Source organism: Haloarchaeobius caseinilyticus, from assembly GCF_051207395.1.
Taxonomy (GTDB): Archaea; Halobacteriota; Halobacteria; order Halobacteriales; family Natrialbaceae; genus Haloarchaeobius.
The window spans coordinates 211,365-226,370 of the sequence record NZ_JBPJZC010000003.1; the positions used below are offsets into that span (position 1 = coordinate 211,365).

General features: G+C 64.2%; 14 protein-coding genes. All 14 read right to left on the reverse strand.

What is annotated here, in order from left to right; all coding sequences use genetic code 11:
- Positions 1 to 39 precede the first annotated feature (39 nt).
- Complete coding sequence (locus ACSC1P_RS13715; protein WP_435360751.1) at positions 40 to 1,569, reverse strand: NADH-quinone oxidoreductase subunit N; 1,530 nt, start codon at positions 1,567 to 1,569, stop codon at positions 40 to 42.
- Positions 1,569 to 3,128, reverse strand: a complete 1,560-nt coding sequence (locus ACSC1P_RS13720; RefSeq protein WP_435360752.1) for a complex I subunit 4 family protein — start codon at positions 3,126 to 3,128, stop codon at positions 1,569 to 1,571. Before ACSC1P_RS13720 ends, ACSC1P_RS13715 begins: the two co-directional genes overlap by 1 nt.
- Positions 3,125 to 5,200 carry an NADH-quinone oxidoreductase subunit L gene (gene nuoL / locus ACSC1P_RS13725; RefSeq protein WP_435360753.1) on the reverse strand — a complete coding sequence of 692 codons (2,076 nt, stop codon included), beginning with the start codon at positions 5,198 to 5,200 and terminating at the stop codon, positions 3,125 to 3,127. Before nuoL ends, ACSC1P_RS13720 begins: the two co-directional genes overlap by 4 nt.
- Before the next feature lie 2 nt (positions 5,201 to 5,202).
- Positions 5,203 to 5,508: an NADH-quinone oxidoreductase subunit NuoK gene (gene nuoK / locus ACSC1P_RS13730; protein ID WP_435360754.1), complete on the reverse strand. Its 306-nt coding sequence runs from the start codon at positions 5,506 to 5,508 to the stop codon at positions 5,203 to 5,205.
- The gene (locus ACSC1P_RS13735) at positions 5,508 to 6,176 is read right to left on the reverse strand and encodes a hypothetical protein (RefSeq protein ID WP_435360755.1); all 669 of its coding nucleotides are present in this window, start codon (positions 6,174 to 6,176) and stop codon (positions 5,508 to 5,510) included. The genes nuoK and ACSC1P_RS13735 overlap by 1 nt, the downstream gene beginning before the upstream one ends.
- Positions 6,173 to 6,442, reverse strand: coding sequence for an NADH-quinone oxidoreductase subunit J (locus tag ACSC1P_RS13740; protein WP_435360756.1), 270 nt, complete (start codon positions 6,440 to 6,442; stop codon positions 6,173 to 6,175). The genes ACSC1P_RS13735 and ACSC1P_RS13740 overlap by 4 nt, the downstream gene beginning before the upstream one ends.
- Before the next feature lie 44 nt (positions 6,443 to 6,486).
- Positions 6,487 to 6,948, reverse strand: coding sequence for a NuoI/complex I 23 kDa subunit family protein (locus ACSC1P_RS13745; RefSeq protein ID WP_435360757.1), 462 nt, complete (start codon positions 6,946 to 6,948; stop codon positions 6,487 to 6,489).
- Positions 6,945 to 8,027, reverse strand: coding sequence for a complex I subunit 1/NuoH family protein (locus tag ACSC1P_RS13750; RefSeq protein ID WP_435360758.1), 1,083 nt, complete (start codon positions 8,025 to 8,027; stop codon positions 6,945 to 6,947). Before ACSC1P_RS13750 ends, ACSC1P_RS13745 begins: the two co-directional genes overlap by 4 nt.
- A complete protein-coding gene (locus tag ACSC1P_RS13755; RefSeq protein WP_435360759.1) occupies positions 8,027 to 9,697 on the reverse strand; it encodes an NADH-quinone oxidoreductase subunit D in 1,671 nt (556 codons plus the stop codon). The genes ACSC1P_RS13750 and ACSC1P_RS13755 overlap by 1 nt, the downstream gene beginning before the upstream one ends.
- Complete coding sequence (locus tag ACSC1P_RS13760) at positions 9,694 to 10,395, reverse strand: NADH-quinone oxidoreductase subunit B (RefSeq protein WP_435360760.1); 702 nt, start codon at positions 10,393 to 10,395, stop codon at positions 9,694 to 9,696. The genes ACSC1P_RS13755 and ACSC1P_RS13760 overlap by 4 nt, the downstream gene beginning before the upstream one ends.
- Positions 10,392 to 10,808 carry an NADH-quinone oxidoreductase subunit A gene (locus ACSC1P_RS13765; protein ID WP_435360761.1) on the reverse strand — a complete coding sequence of 139 codons (417 nt, stop codon included), beginning with the start codon at positions 10,806 to 10,808 and terminating at the stop codon, positions 10,392 to 10,394. Before ACSC1P_RS13765 ends, ACSC1P_RS13760 begins: the two co-directional genes overlap by 4 nt.
- A 227-nt stretch (positions 10,809 to 11,035) precedes the next feature.
- Entirely contained in the window at positions 11,036 to 11,677 is a 642-nt protein-coding gene (locus ACSC1P_RS13770; RefSeq protein ID WP_435360762.1) for an AIR carboxylase family protein, read from the reverse strand.
- 21 nt (positions 11,678 to 11,698) lie between these two features.
- Entirely contained in the window at positions 11,699 to 12,853 is a 1,155-nt protein-coding gene (locus tag ACSC1P_RS13775; RefSeq protein WP_435360763.1) for a 5-(carboxyamino)imidazole ribonucleotide synthase, read from the reverse strand.
- A 25-nt stretch (positions 12,854 to 12,878) separates the two neighbouring features.
- Positions 12,879 to 14,984: a flippase activity-associated protein Agl23 gene (locus ACSC1P_RS13780; RefSeq protein WP_435360764.1), complete on the reverse strand. Its 2,106-nt coding sequence runs from the start codon at positions 14,982 to 14,984 to the stop codon at positions 12,879 to 12,881.
- Positions 14,985 to 15,006: the final 22 nt, after the last annotated feature.

A 15,006-nucleotide genomic window follows, 5' to 3' on the forward strand; every position in this document is an offset into this window, starting at 1 on the left:
CCTACCGACAAGCAGCGAGAGAGGAAAAGCGGAATTCCGTTACAGCAACGCGGCTGCCGCCTCGATTGCGGCATCCGAGAGCGGCTGGAAGGCGAACACGATAGTCGCCGTCACGACCGCCGCGAACAGGACCGAGGCGTAGATGCCGACCGGTCGGCTGCCGACGTCGAGGGGCTTCTTGCCCTCGGGTCGGTCGTCGATCCACAGCGCCTTGACGACCCTGCTGTAGTAGAACAGGCTCAGGGCACTGTTGATGGCACCGACCGCGGCCAGCCACCAGAACCCGCTGTTGACGGCTGCACCGAAGAGCAGGTACTTGCTGAAGAAGCCACCGAACGGCGGCAGTCCAGCGAGCGAGAACATGAACACGGTCATGGCGACACAGGCGATGGGTGCCTGCTTACCGAGACCGGTGTAGTCCTCGAAGGTGCGACCGACGCCCCAGTACTCCGCGAGTGCGATGAACAGGAACGCGCCGGTGTTCATGAAGCCGTAGACGACGAGGTGGAGCATGCTGCCGGCCAGCACGAACTGCCCCGCCTCGATTTTCCCGCCGACTGCCGCGCCACCACCGGTCAGCGCGGCGAGTCCGATGAGGACGTAGCCAGCGTGACCGACAGAGGAGTACGCGAGCATCCGCTTGACGTTGCTCTGCGTCGCCGCGGCGAAGTTACCGAGTGTCATCGTGACGACCGCCAGAATCTGGAAGACGAGGACCCAGTCGGTCCCCAGCACCATGAACTGGCCACCGTCGCCCGAGACCTGCAAGAAGGCCTGGGTGAACACGCGGAAAGCGATGACGAACCCGGCGGCCTTCGAGGCCGACGAGATGAAGCCACTGATGGGTGCGGGTGCGCCTTCGTAGGCCTCCGGTGCCCAGAAGTGGAACGGGACGGAGGCGATCTTGAACGCGATACCCGCGATGATCATCAGGATGCCCATGCCGAGCAGCCCCGGGAAGTCGCCGGTGATGGCGGCCTGCACGTCGCTCAGCAGGAGCGAGCCAGTCACGGCGTAGACGAGGCTGATACCGTAGGCGAAGATGGCGCTGGACAGTGCGCCGATGAGGAAGTACTTCAGACCCGCCTCGACGCTGCCCCGGTTCTTCTTGAGGAACGCGACGAGTGCGTACGAGGGCAGCGAGGCGAGTTCGAGCGCGACGAAGACGGTGGCCAGCGAGTTGGCCATCCCCATCAGGGTCATCCCCGTCGCGGCCAGCAGCACCAGCGAGTAGTACTCGGCCTGGTAGCTGTGGTCCTGCAGGTAGTTGTAGCTCGCCAGTGTCACCATCGCGGTCACCGAGGCGACGATGATGGCGAACAGCAGACTCATCTGGTCGACGACGAGCGCGTCACCGACCGGGATGGTCGGCGATTCGCTCCGGTCGCCGTAGGTGCCGAGCAGGGCAACAGCCGTGACGAACGACGCGAACGCGCCGGCCGTCGAGATACCCGCGAGCAGCCCGCGGTTGCGGGTGTCCGGGTTCCAGCTGTCGACGAGCAACAGCACCAGCGAGGTAATCGCCAGCACGAGGGCGGGCGAGAGCCACTGGTAGTCGACGAGTGCCATCAGGCACCACCTCCAGAGATGAGGTCAGCGACCGGACCAGCCGCGTCCCGAATCATCTCGAAGAAGATGTCGGGCGCGGTGCCGAGCGCGATAATCATGATGAGGAGCACCGCGAGTGGTGCCACGTCGTGCAGCGGCGCGCGACCGACCTCGTAGTCGGTGTCGAGGCGGTACTCACCGAACAGCGTGCGTTGCATGGCGAACAGGAGGTAGCCGGCGACGACGACGATACCGAACATCCCGATAGCCGTGAAGATGACGTGGATGTCGCCGAAGTCAGCACCCCATTTCGCCTGCATCGAGCCGAGGAACACGTAGAACTCGGCCGCGAAACCGGACATGAGCGGCAGCCCCATGTAGCCGAAGGCACCGGCGATGAGGATACCGACCGTGTACGGCATCTTGCCGGCCATCCCGGACATGTCCGTGACCATGCGCGTGTGCGTCGTGTTGTAGATGACGCCGACGGCCATGAACATCAGCCCCGAGATGAGGCCGTGCGAGATCATCTGGAACGTCGCGCCGCCGACACCGTACATGGTGTAGGCGACGAGACCCAGAATGACGTATCCCATCGAAGAGACGGACGAGTAGGCGACGATACGTTTGAGGTCGCTCTGTGCGAGCGCGAGCATCGCGCCGTAGATGATGGAGACGACGGCGAAGGCCGCGATAATCGGCGCGTTCGCGTTCGCCACCTCGGGCAGCATCGTGAAGTTGAACCGCAGCAGTGCGTAGGTACCCATCTTCAGCAGGACGCCCGCCAGGAGCACCGACACCGGGGTCGGTGCTTCGACGTGGGCGTCCGGCAGCCAGGTGTGGACCGGGACGACCGGCACCTTCACTGCGAAGCCTGCGAACATCGCCGCGAACGCGACGAGTTTCAGCGTCTCGATGGGCACGCCGAGCGTGCTCTCACCCGTCCCGGCGTTCAGGCTGGCCTCGGTGACCGCCTGCAGACCGAACGAGTCGACGCCGAGTCCGAACACGAGCGCCGCGAAGCCGATGAACATCACCAGCGAGGCGACGTTCGTGTAGACGAACATCTTGATGGCCGCGTACTTGCGGCGCGGACCGCCCCAGACACCGATGAGGAAGTACATCGGGACGAGGACGGCCTCCCAGAAGACGAACCAGACGAAGAAGTCGAGCGCCGTAAAGACGCCGAGCAGGCCCGCCTCGAGGAAGAGGACGAGGCCGTAGAACTGCGACTGACGCTCCTGGATGGGCGTCCACGAACTCACGAGTGCGAGCGTCGTGAGGACACCAGTGAGCACGATGAGCGGCATGCTGATGCCGTCGACACCGGCGACCCACTGGATGTCCGGGAGCGGGCCGAGCGAGAGCCAGGTCTCCCGGCTCTCGAACGCGAGCGACCCGCCTTCTAAGAGTGCGTTCCCTTCACCGTCGAAACTGGCCCACATCAGCAAGCTGCCTGCGAGCGGCAGCAGACTCCACGCGGTCGCGAGCTTCGCCGCGTACCGGTCGGAGCTGGCCATGACGACGAACGATCCGACCAACGTGACTGCGATTAGCGCTTCTATCGTACCGTTTATCATGCGAACCACCCACCTGTGATGCCGACGATGACCAGCAGGATGACCAGCCCCAGTGTCGCGAGGGCGGCGTAGTTGGTCACCACACCAGTCTGGATGCGCTTGATGCGCGAGCTACCGACCAGACTGACGCTGGAGGTGCCGTTGACGACGCCGTCGACGACGCCCTGGTCGAACTTGTCGGCGACTTTGGCCACGGGCAGGGTGAGACCCGTTGCGAGCCACACCTGATACTCGTCCTGGTAGTAGTTGTTGTACAGGAGCGTCTGTATCGAACCCAGTTTGGCCGTGTGCTCCTCGGGGTCGGCACCGCCGTACAGGAAGTACGCGAGGCCGACACCCGCGAGAGCCAGTCCCAGCGAGAGAGCTGCCGAGACGAGCACGGTCGTGGACTCGCTCCCGAACGCCGCCCCTTCGGCGGTGTAGCCAGCGACGTCGTGGAGCAAGTCACCGTAGTGGTGTGCGCTCAGGTCCGACGCCAGCTCGGACTCGGGGTCTAAGAACTGGTGGAGATAGTCGATGCCCTTGATTCCCAGAACCTTCTCGACGGGAACCATGTTTACGACACCGGCGAGCGTCGCGAGCACGCCGAGGACGACGAGCGGGACCTTCACGTTCCAGCGAACGCCGTGGGGGTTACGAGCCGTGTCGGACCGGGGCTCACCGTGGAAGGTGAGGAACACCATTCGGAAGGTGTAGAATCCGGTGAACAGCACGGCGAGGAGCCCCATCCCGTACGCGACGAGGAGCATCGTGCCGGTCGTCCCAGCACTGCCGAGACCGTGGACGAGCACTTCGTAGAGCACCTCGTCCTTCGACCAGAAGCCAGCGAACGGGACGATGCCCGCGAGCGCCAGCGATCCGGCGAGGAACGTGGCGTAGGTCACGGGCATCTTGTCCTTGAGACCGCCCATGTCCCACATGTTCTCGTTGTGGTGCATCGCGATGATGACCGACCCGGCACCGAGGAACAGCAGCGCCTTGAAGAAGGCGTGCGTCATCAGGTGGAAGGTCGCTGCTACGTAGCCACCGCCACCCAGCGCGAGCATCATGTACCCGTACTGTGAGATGGTGGAGTACGCGAGCACCTGCTTGATCTCCTTCTTGACGACACCCATCGTGGCGGCGAACAGCGCGGTGAAGCCACCGACGAGTGCGATAACTGCGAGCACCGTCGGGAGCAGCGCGTAGAAGCCGTACATCCGGGCGACGAGGTACACACCGGCTGCGACCATCGTCGCCGCGTGGATGAGTGCGGAGACGGGCGTCGGGCCTTCCATCGCGTCCGGCAGCCACGTGTGGAACGGGAACTGCGCGGACTTGCCCATGACACCACCGAGGACGAGCAGTCCCAGAATCGGGAACCACGCCTCGGGGGCCATGCCGAAGAAGCTCGTTACCTCACCAGCACTGCCAGCGAGCGCTTCCTCGGCGAGGACCGGGAACGACGTCTGGCTCTCGGTGCTGACGAACAGGCCGGTCCCGAACGTCGCGATGATGCCGACCACGCCGATGAGGAAGAAGTAGTCACCGAAGCGGGTGACGAGGAACGCCTTCTTCGCGGCCGACGGCGGGCCGTCCTGGCGGAACCAGAAACCGATGAGCAGGTACGAACACAGGCCGACCAGCTCGAAGAACATGAACGCCATGAGGATGTTGTCCGCCATGACGAACGCGAGCATCGAGAAGGTGAACAGCCCGAGTTCGGCGTAGTAGCGCGGGAGGCCTGTCTCGCCCTCGTCGTTCATGTAACCCATGCTGAACATGTGCACGAGGAACGCGATGAGCGAGACGATGACGAGCATCATCGACGACAGCGGGTCGATGAACACGCCGAAGTGAAGCGGAATCTCCTCTGCGCCGCTCCACGTGAACAGTTCGGCGTGGTACGTGCTGCCACCGAGGACGGTGAGCGCTGCGAACAGCGAGAGCACGAGCGAGCCACCGGTGGCGGCCATGCCCGCGATTGCCCCGTTCTTGGGCAAGTACTTCCCTGCCGCGAGTGCGACGAGGAACGACGCGAACGGCAGCGCCGCGATAGCGGGCGCGAGTTCGAATGCGAGTTCTCCTGCCATCGTTACCACCTCATCGTCGTGGCCTCAGCCACGTCTACGTCTTCGAAATTGCGATACAGTACGAGGATGATGCCGATACCGATGGCCACCTCGGCCGCCGCCAGCGCCATCGTGAACAGCGCGAACGTCTGGCCAGTGAGGTTGCCGTGGTACTGGCTGAACGCGACGAGATTGATGTTCGCCGCGTTGAGCATCAGCTCTACCGACATCAGGAACATCAGCGCGTTCCGTCGGGTGAGGATGCCGAACAAGCCGGTACAGAACACACCGGCAGATAGTATTAGGTAGTACGTGTTGTCTATCGCCATCAGTTCTCACCTCCGTCTTCGGTCTCGGTTGCAGCGCCACCGTCCGTCGCCATCGCCGTCCCGCTGGACGAACTGGACGAGTCGGTGTCGTCACCGAGGCCGAGTGCGGCACCGACGAAGTCGCCGTCGACTTCACGACGGGCGAGCATCACGGCACCGACCAACGCGGCGACGAGGACGAGGTCGATAATCTCGAAGGCGACGAGGAACGACTCGCCGTCGACGGTCGGCTCAGCAGCGCCGGCGAGGCCGAACATGTGATAGCCGATGTCGTCGGTGACACCACCGCTAGCCCCGGTGGCTCTGGCGTACACCTTCCCGTCCTGCGTGAACACCGATGCGTTCACACTGTCCGGGCTCTGGTCCGAGAGTTGGACCTCCTTTAGTACGTTCGTCGTCGCGTTGCCGTCCGCGTTCGTCGTGTTCTCCTTGACGACCGCGAACGTCTGGTTATTGCGTGCCTCGATAGCGGCGAACTGGCCACTGTTAGTCTGTTCCGTCGAGATATCCTCGGCGGACCCGAGTTCGACCGTCGCGTTACCGAAGCCCTGATTTTCGCCCGCGATGGGTGCGTTCACGAACGTGAACGCCATCACGGCGAACAACACGACTGCGAGAATACCGGGGGCGAGATGCCCACCGAGTCGTAATTTCGGTCGTGTCGTCATGTCTCTACCACCTCCGTATCGCCTTCCTGGCGCACGAGCATCACGGCGAACGTGATGAGGATGAGTACCCCGCCCACGTAGACGAGTATCTGCATCGTGGCGAGGAACTCTGCCTCGCGCATCACGTAGTGCACCGCGAAGCTCAGTAGCGCGACGCCGAGAAGGAGTGCGGAGTGCCACACGTCCTCCATGAGAACGACGCCGATGCTACTCGCCATCGTGACGATGGCGAAGAGCGCGAAGGCGACGAGTTCTGCGGTTACCATTTGTTAGGTTCTCCTATCTGTTGTATTGCGAGACGGTGTCTCGATTACTGGTAATCGACCTCGCCGTCTCCTTCACCGATCCACGCGCCGCGGTCCGGTTCGCGGGATTCGAGCGGGTCGATGTCCTTGTACCACGGAACGCTCTTGAGCTGTTCTTTGTTGTACACCAGGTCGTCCTTGGTGTCGCCGGTGAACTCGAAGTTCTGCGTGAGCAGAATCGCGTCGACCGGGCAGACCTCCTCACACAGGCGGCAGTAGATGCACTGCCCGATGTGGAGGTTGTACTGTTCACCCTGGCGCTGTGCGTCGGTGACGATGTGGATGGTGTCGTTCGGACACACGTTCTCACACTGGCGACACCAGATACAGCGCTCCTGGCTGAACTTGTGGACGCCACGGAACCGCGGGGAAACTTCCGGCGCGGTGTCCGGGTACTCGACGGTGAACGTCTCGCCGTCGAGTGCGTGCTTCATCGTCGTTGCCATCGATTTGAGAAGTCCGATCATACTAACACCCCGACGAGTACTGCCGTCAGTAGCAGGTTGGCGAACGAAAGGACGAGCATGCCCTTCCAGCCGATCTCGATCATCTGGTCGATACGCACACGCGGAATCGCGGAGCGGAACCACTGCGTGAGCAGGAAGACGCCCCATATCTTCGCGGTGAACCAGATGAAGCCCGGGATGACGTCGAGCGCCGGAATCGGCGCCGACGGGCCGCCGAGGAACAGCGTGGCGGCGATTGCGCCACCGAGGAAGATGTGCAGGAACTCGCCCAGATACATGAGGACGAAGTAGACCGAGGAGTACTCGGTCTGGTACCCTGCGACAATTTCCGTCGGTGCTTCCGGGATGTCGAACGGGTTACGCCCGACTTCCGCGAGGTTCGCGACCATGAACAGCACGAACGCGAACGGGTTCACGAACGCGAACCACGAGTAAATCTCGACGCCACCGAGGCTCACGAGCGTCTGGCGCTGTGCCTCGACGATGCCGCTCATCTGGAGCGTCTGCGTGAACAGCACGACGGATGCTGCCGTGATGACGAGCGGAATCTCGTACGCGATGTTCTGTGCGATAGCACGAAGGCCACCGAGCAGGGAGAACTTGTTCGCGGACGCGTAGCCACCCATCGTCAGGCCGAGGGTCGCGATGGACGCGACGGCGAAGACGTACGCCAGTCCAGCGTCCGGGTCGGCCAGTTGCAGGTTGATGCCGAAGATGGAACCGATGGGGATGACCGCGAACCCGAGCATGGCCGAACTGGCCAAGACGATGGGCGCGAGGTCGTACGCCGGACGGTCCGCGTTCTCCGGGATGATGAGTTCTTTCGACAGCAGTCGGACTGCGTCGGCCACGATGATGAGGAGGCCGAACGGTCCGATGCGGTTCACGGCGATACGGTCCGTGAACGCGGCCGTAATCTTCCGCTTCGCCCACGGGCCGGCGACGCCGGTGTAAGCGAGGAAGATGTTGCCGACGACGAACGCCGCGATGAACGCCGCGACGAGGTCGCCGACCGCCCCGAACTGGGCGAGACCGAGCGCCTGCTCGACCGTCTCGGGCAGGAGCATCTCGTCAGCCATCAGCGGTCGACCTCCCCGAGCACGATGTCGAGGCTACCGAGTGACGCGATGAGGTCGGGGATGTACTCGCCCTGGCTCATCTCGGGTAGCGTCTGCAGGTTCGAGAAGCACGGACTGCGAATCTTGAACCGTGCTGGCTTGTCGGTACCGTCTGCACGGATGTAGATACCGAGTTCGCCCTTCGCGGCCTCGACGGCACGGTAAACCTCCGTGTCGTCGGCCGGCTTCAGCGTGCGCGGCACGTTCGACTGGATGGTGCGGTCGTCTTCCGGCCAACCTTCGAGCAGGTCGATACACTGCTCGATGATCTTGGCGGATTCCTCGACCTCGCGCATCCGACAGAGGACACGCGCGTAGTTGTCGCAGCCGTCTTCCGTAATCACGTCCCAGTCGAGCTGGTCGTAGTAGCCGTAGGGGTCGTCGCGGCGCAGGTCGTAGTCGACGCCCGAGCCACGGGCGACCGGTCCCGTCGCGCCGTAGGACTTGGCGACCTCGGGGTCGAGGTAGCCCGTGTCCACACAGCGGAGCTGGAAGATCTCGTTCGACGTGATCATGTCGTGGTACTCCTCCAGCTTGCCCGGCAGTTCCTCGAGGAAGTCACGCGACTTCTCGAAGAACTCCTCGCGCGGTTCGGGGAGGTCCCACGCCACGCCACCGAGGCGGAAGTAGTTGAACATCATCCGCTGCCCGGTGAGGTCTTCGAGGATGTTCTGGACGACTTCGCGGTCGCGGAACGCGTACTGGAAGATGGCGGTGAAGTCGCCGTACACGTCCAGTGCGAACGTCCCAAGCGCGAGCATGTGTGCCGCGATACGGCAGTACTCGGCGGACATCGTCCGGATGATCTGTGCGTACTCCGGTACCTCGATGTCTGCGAGGTCCTCGGCCGCGCGGGCGTAGGCCCACTCGTTGAGGATGCCCGCGGAGACGTAGTCCCAGCGGTCGGGGTACGGCATGATCTGGTGCCGGTAGGTCCCCTGCTGACACATCTGCTCCTCACAGCGGTGGAGGTAGCCGATGTCCGACTCCACGTCTGCGACCTGCTCACCGTCGAGGACGGTCTTCACGTGCAGGACGCCGTGGGTCGCCGGGTGGTGCGGGCCGATGTTGAGGAACATCGTGTCCGCGTCGTCGGCTTTGTGGTCCTCCTTGAGCGGGTTGTCCCACTCGCCCAGCGTGACGATCTGCGGCCCGTTCTGGTCGTAGCTCTGTGAGAGCGGGTGACCTTGCCACGTCTCGGGCAGCAGGATACGTTTGAGGTCCGGGTGGTCCTCGTACTGGATGCCGACGAGGTCGTACGCCTCGCGTTCGTGCCAGTCGCAGGTGCGGTAGGCCGCGTTGCCGGACTGGCTCACTGGGGCATCTTTCGAGGTCGGGACGACGACGCTGACTTCCTGCGTCGGGTCGTCGTACTTCCGCAGGTGATAGATAGACTCGAAACGGTCCTCGTACTCCTGTGCCGTGACGCAGGCACAGTGGTCGAACCCGGCCTGGTCGCGAAGCGCGAGCAGGGTCTCTTCGACCTCGTCCGGCCGAACGACGACCGACTGGTCGGCGTTCAAATGTTCTTCGGTGTCGAGGACCTTGTCGCCGAGCAGGTCGAGGACGGCGTCGCCGTCGACGTTGCCCTCCGACGTAACCATCCGTTCGCTTGGCTTCTCCAGGCTCATGGTGAATCAGCCCAGTTGTAGCGCATTGCGAGTGTGTCCTCGTCGATCTGGTCTGCGAGTTTGTCCACGACTTCGTCCCGCTCCATGTCGCCGAACTGTTCCAGTTCGTACGGCTTCACGGTCACCGGTGCGGACTCACCGTTGGCGATTCGCTCTTGCAGTTTGGCGACGCCGTAGATGAGTGCCTCCGGACGCGGCGGGCAGCCCGGGACGTGGATGTCGACCGGGATGACCTCTTCTGCGCCCTTGATGACGTTGTAGCCCTCTTGGAACGGACCGCCGGATATGGTACACGAGCCCATCCCGACGACGAACTTCGGCTCCGGCATCTGGTCGTACACACGCTTCATGCGTGGTGCGAACTTGGAGACGATGGTTCCGGGGACGATGATGACGTCCGCCTGTCGCGGAGAAGCCCGCGGCACACCTGCACCGAAGCGGTCCAGGTCGTGCTTGATGGCGTACGTGTGAATCATCTCGATACTGCAGCACGCGATACCGAACTGCAGCATGAACATCGAGGACCCGCGGACCCAGTTCATGAACTTGTCGAACTTCGTGAGAATGAACGGCGTCGAGCCGAACGCCTCACGGAGCTTCGAGTTGAACCGGTCGTCGAGACCCTCGCCCATTCGCGCGTCGCGGGTCTTGGTCAGCGCGTCTGTACTCGTACGGTCTGTAGGTTTATCGCTGCTCATCGTTCTGCCTGTGCTCCCTTACGTTGCTCGGCGCGTGGACTCTTCGCCCACTTGACTGCGCCGTTGCGCCATGCCCACGCGAGACCCACTACCAGCACACCGATGAACGCGAGCATCGGCACCAGTGCGGCCACGAGACTGACGCCGCCTTCGAGAGCAGAACCGTAGATAACCGTCCACGGGAAAATGAGGACGGTCTCGATGTCGAAGACGACGAACAGGAGCGCGACCATGTAGTACTGGATGTTGAACCGAATGCGCGTCCCGCCGGTGGGGATCTCGCCACTTTCGTAGGTGGCGCGTTTATTCTTCTCAGGTACTGTCGGTCTGAGGAGTGCTGACACCGTCATCATAGCGAGCGGAATCAGCAACCCAACCAGAGCCAACGCCCCAATGGCTATCCATGGATTCATGCCGTTTACTCCGTAACATCCGAGGCTTTGAAGCGCACCCATATAAGGGTTGATTCTTGCGATTTTCGGGTTTTCTCCGGGGTGTGTCCCCCGTAAAATGGATGTGCCGAACCACAACGACAGTATAAATAGGACCGCAGAAAGTCGGGGGCTGTCCTGTCGCTCCCGAACGAGGTCAGTCACAGGCCGAACGAGCGTGGAAAAATCGGCCGGGGGCGTGCAGTCGGTCAGTCTCGGCGCGACGCGAACCCGGGCGTTCCGAGTTCGTGAAGGTCACGCGACACCCGCGCGACGTCACCTTTGAGCCCTTCGTGATAGTCGACCAACCGTTCTCGGAGGTCGTCGTGTTGGCGCGCGAGAATCATCGCGGCCGAGAGCGCGGCGTTGAACGACTTCCCAGCGTCGACCGCAGTGAGCGGCGCGCCCTGTGGCATCCCGATGACCGAGTCGACGGACTTCTCCTGTACCGGGACGCCGATGACCGGCAGCGGATACGCGATGGAGGCGGTCATGTTCGGCAAGTCGGCCGACTTCCCGCCAGCCCCGGCGATTATCACGTCGAGGCCGCGGTCCTCGGCGGTCTCCGCGTAGGCGTACATCAGGTCGGGTGTCCGGTGCGCCGAGGTCACGTACGTCTCGAACGTGAAGCGCGCTTCCGGCGGATTGTCGTAGTCGGTGACCTCGGCGAAGCCGAGTTCGTCGACGAGCGCGTCGTACGCGCCGGGGCGGCCCGTCTCCGACCCCATCATCACGTCGAGGTCCGAGTCCGAGCCCATGACGATGCCGATGTCGGGCGTTTCAGCGGCTGGTCGGTCGCGCTGTGCTTCCGCGTGCAGGTCGTCGATGAGTGAGTCGAGTTCGTCGGTCATTGGTTGTGGTATGGAACTGTCTCAGTCGAAGTCGAGTTCGCCGACGAGGTCGCGCGCCGCCGCCAGCAGTTCGTCGGTCGAGTCGTCGTCGGTCGCCACGCGAGTGACGTGGCCCATCTTCCGCAGGGGACGGACCTCGCGTTTGCCGTACCAGTGCATCGCCGCGCCGGGCGTCGAGAGAACAGATTCGACACCCGAGAGTTCCGCGGGCCGGGACTCGTCGCCGTCGCCGAGGATGTTCTTCGAGACGGTCGGCGCGAGCAGGTGGGTCGAACCGAGCGGCCACCCGAGCACCGCGCGGGCGTGCTGTTCGAACTGCGAGGTGCGTGCGCCTTCGATGGTCCAGTGCCCGGAGTTGTGCGGGCGGGGCGCGATTTCGTTCACGGAAATCTCGCCGTCCTGGTCCTCGAACAGTTCGATGCCGTAAACGCCGCGACCCTCCATCAGGTCGAGGACGTCGCGGGCGACTGCTTCGGCGCGGGCCAACACGTCCTCGTCGGAGCGTGCGGGAACGACCGTCTCGCGCAGAATCTCTTCCTCGTGGATGTTTTCGCCCACAGGGAACGTCGCGACTTCGTCGTCGCCTTTGACCGCGATGACCGAGACCTCACGCGTGTAGTCGACGAACGCTTCGAGCATCGCCGGACCAGCGACCGCCTCGATGGCTTCGGCAGCCTCGTCGCGCGAGTGGACCGGCACGTTCCCGCGGCCGTCGTAGCCGCCGGTTCGCGCCTTGAGCATCGCGGGCGCACCGAGTTCGTCGATGGCGTCGCGCAGTTCGTCGGCCGTCTCGACCGCGCGGAACTCGGGCACCTGAATCCCGGCGTCGTCGAGCGCACGCTTCTGGTGGAGTTTGTCGTGGATGAGTTCGAGCGTCGCCGGGTCAGGGTGACACGGCACGCCGGTCGCGTCGCTGACCTCGTTTAGTGCCTCCTGGTCGGCGAGTTCTATCTCGAACGTGAGGAAGTCGACGCGCTCGGCCAGTTTTCGGATGGCCGCTTGGTCGTCGAAGTCCGCGACGATTTGGTCCCGACAGACCGCAGAAGCCGGACAGTCCGGTGTCGGGTCGAGGACGATAACGTCGACGCCCAGCGGGCCGGCGGCCTCGCCGAGCATTCGGCCGAGTTGCCCACCGCCGACGACCCCGAGCGTCGGCCCTGGCAGGGTCGGTGTCATAGGCGGCGGTTCAATAGCTCCGCGCTTAACGCTTGCTCTCTGGCCCGGCGACCGATTCGTTCACGAACACGACAGTCGACGTGCCTCTCACTGTGAGGTCGATGGGGTAGCGGTCGTACGCCGAGCCGAGCCGCTTCGAAACGCTGTCGGCGTGAATCGCTCGCGTGACGACGACCGGCGGGTTGGACTCCATCGCCGCGGCGAACTGGGAGGCGTTCCGCGCGCTCGTCGTCTCCGCGTCGGCCAGTGCCGTGTACCACGGCAGGGGCAGTCGGTGGTACCAGTTGACGTTCTCCGACACCACGGTCCACGCCCCGTCTTGGAACTCGCCGTCGTTCGTCACCGGTAACTGTTGCCCGGCAGACTCGTTCTCGACGAGGAAGAACTCGCCGTAGTACAGGACGTCCGGGCCGTCCTGATTCGCCGCGGCGGCCGCCTCGATGCGGTCCGCGACCGGGTGCAGGTCGCTGCCCGGCTGACCCGGCTGGACCAGCGCGTTCGACTGCCCGGCCGGATGGAGGTAGCTCGTCTCGACGGCCATTCCCGCGGTGAGGCCGGCCCCGAACAGCAGCACCATGACGGCGAGGCTCGCGGTGACGAACTGTCGGTCAGCCACCGCTTCGCGGACCCAACGCCACACCAGCGCGACGCCGACCGCGGCCGGAATCGCGAGTGGGACCGCGACGTGCGTGAGCGACCACGGTGCTTTCACCGCGACGACGATTGGGTACGCGAGCAGGCTCGCCAGTCCCCAGTAGCTCGCCAGCGAGACGAGGTCTCGCGGCCCGTCGTGGCCGTACCGGTCTGCGAGTGCGCCGAGGATGCCGAACGCCGCGATGGCGGGGACGGCCAGGACGAACCGCTTCACGAAGTAGCGTCCGAAGTCCAGCAGGCTCTGGTCCTGTGCCTTGCCGTACCAGAGCGCGGTCGCGTCGTCCCAACTCTGGAACAGGGCCGCGTCGACGACGCCCGGAAGCAGGCTCGGGGTCGTCAGGGCAGCGAACAGCCCTTCGTCGCCTCGGGGCGCATAGAGCAGCGTAATCACCACGAGGAACAGGCCAGTCGCAAGAACCGACGGCACGCGCCAGTTCCGTACCGAGCCGTCGAATCGAGTCCCATCGAGGAGCACCCCGAGGACGAAGACCCCGGCGACCAGCCACGCCGCAGTGTACAGTAGGACGACCGACCAGTCGGCGAACAGCGTGCCGGTCGCGGCCAACGCGCCGATGGTCGCCGTCGCCTGATACTGCTCGCCCATGTCGGGGACGGCCCAGAGCGCGCCGAGCAGCGCGACGGCGAGGACGATGGCCGCTTCGAGTCGCGAGATGCCGCCAGCCAGCCCGAAGACGACCAGCGGATTGAGCACGGCGAACAGGAGGACTGACTCGTCGACTCGCTCGCGGAGCCAATCTGGCACTGGAGCGAGCCGGTCTCGAACCGGGTCGTACGCTGCGCGTCGCCAGAGGAGGCGATGGTCGAGCAGCAGCAAGCCAGCACCAGCCCACGCGAGCACGTACAGCACGGCGTTCTCCTTCGACGCCACACCGAGCGCGCCGGTGACGCTCGCCGCGTACAGGTACCGCGGCTTTCGCGTGTCCCACAGGCGGACCAGACAGCCAAGCGTGACGAACATGAACGTCGCCACCAGCACGTCGCTCCGAGCGAACCGCGAGTAGTAGACGAGGAGCGGACTCGCGGTGAGCAACCCTGCGAGCGCGACGACTTCGGTCTTGCGCAGATGCTCACGGAACAGCCACGCCGACAGTGGCAACAGGCCGCCGACCACCGCGACGAACAGCCGAGCAGTCGCATCCGACGGGCCGAGCGTGGAGAAGAGCAATTCGTTCGCGTGCGCGATGAGCGGCCCGTGGAGCACCGGTCGGTACTCCCACACGCCCGTCTCCGCGTAGCGCAAGACGGCGTAGTTCAGTCGGCCTTCGCCCCAGTGGGCGGTTCGCTGGCCGAGCCAGAGCAGTCTCGCGCCGAGACCGACTAGCGTGAGGGCGACGACGGCGACGAGGGTGTGTCGAGAACCACCGAATCCGGGCAGACTGCTCGCTGCTCTGTCCGTCGAATCCGTCGCACTCGATGACTGCTCGCGCGAGTCAGCGGCCGCCCCGTCGACTGCCATTTACTGTCGAAGCGTTTGCGGG

Excerpts from the sequence above, each read along its gene's own strand:
- ACSC1P_RS13715 (WP_435360751.1), bottom strand. The coding sequence starts at position 1,569 with ATGGCACTCGTCGACTACCAGTGGCTCTCGCCCGCCCTCGTGCTGGCG.
- ACSC1P_RS13720 (WP_435360752.1), bottom strand. The coding sequence starts at position 3,128 with ATGATAAACGGTACGATAGAAGCGCTAATCGCAGTCACGTTGGTCGGA.
- nuoL (WP_435360753.1), bottom strand. The coding sequence starts at position 5,200 with ATGGCAGGAGAACTCGCATTCGAACTCGCGCCCGCTATCGCGGCGCTG.
- nuoK (WP_435360754.1), bottom strand. The coding sequence starts at position 5,508 with ATGGCGATAGACAACACGTACTACCTAATACTATCTGCCGGTGTGTTC.
- ACSC1P_RS13735 (WP_435360755.1), bottom strand. The coding sequence starts at position 6,176 with ATGACGACACGACCGAAATTACGACTCGGTGGGCATCTCGCCCCCGGT.
- ACSC1P_RS13740 (WP_435360756.1), bottom strand. The coding sequence starts at position 6,442 with ATGGTAACCGCAGAACTCGTCGCCTTCGCGCTCTTCGCCATCGTCACG.
- ACSC1P_RS13745 (WP_435360757.1), bottom strand. The coding sequence starts at position 6,948 with ATGATCGGACTTCTCAAATCGATGGCAACGACGATGAAGCACGCACTC.
- ACSC1P_RS13750 (WP_435360758.1), bottom strand. The coding sequence starts at position 8,027 with ATGGCTGACGAGATGCTCCTGCCCGAGACGGTCGAGCAGGCGCTCGGT.
- ACSC1P_RS13755 (WP_435360759.1), bottom strand. The coding sequence starts at position 9,697 with ATGAGCCTGGAGAAGCCAAGCGAACGGATGGTTACGTCGGAGGGCAAC.
- ACSC1P_RS13760 (WP_435360760.1), bottom strand. The coding sequence starts at position 10,395 with ATGAGCAGCGATAAACCTACAGACCGTACGAGTACAGACGCGCTGACC.
- ACSC1P_RS13765 (WP_435360761.1), bottom strand. The coding sequence starts at position 10,808 with ATGAATCCATGGATAGCCATTGGGGCGTTGGCTCTGGTTGGGTTGCTG.
- ACSC1P_RS13770 (WP_435360762.1), bottom strand. The coding sequence starts at position 11,677 with ATGACCGACGAACTCGACTCACTCATCGACGACCTGCACGCGGAAGCA.
- ACSC1P_RS13775 (WP_435360763.1), bottom strand. The coding sequence starts at position 12,853 with ATGACACCGACCCTGCCAGGGCCGACGCTCGGGGTCGTCGGCGGTGGG.
- ACSC1P_RS13780 (WP_435360764.1), bottom strand. The coding sequence starts at position 14,984 with ATGGCAGTCGACGGGGCGGCCGCTGACTCGCGCGAGCAGTCATCGAGT.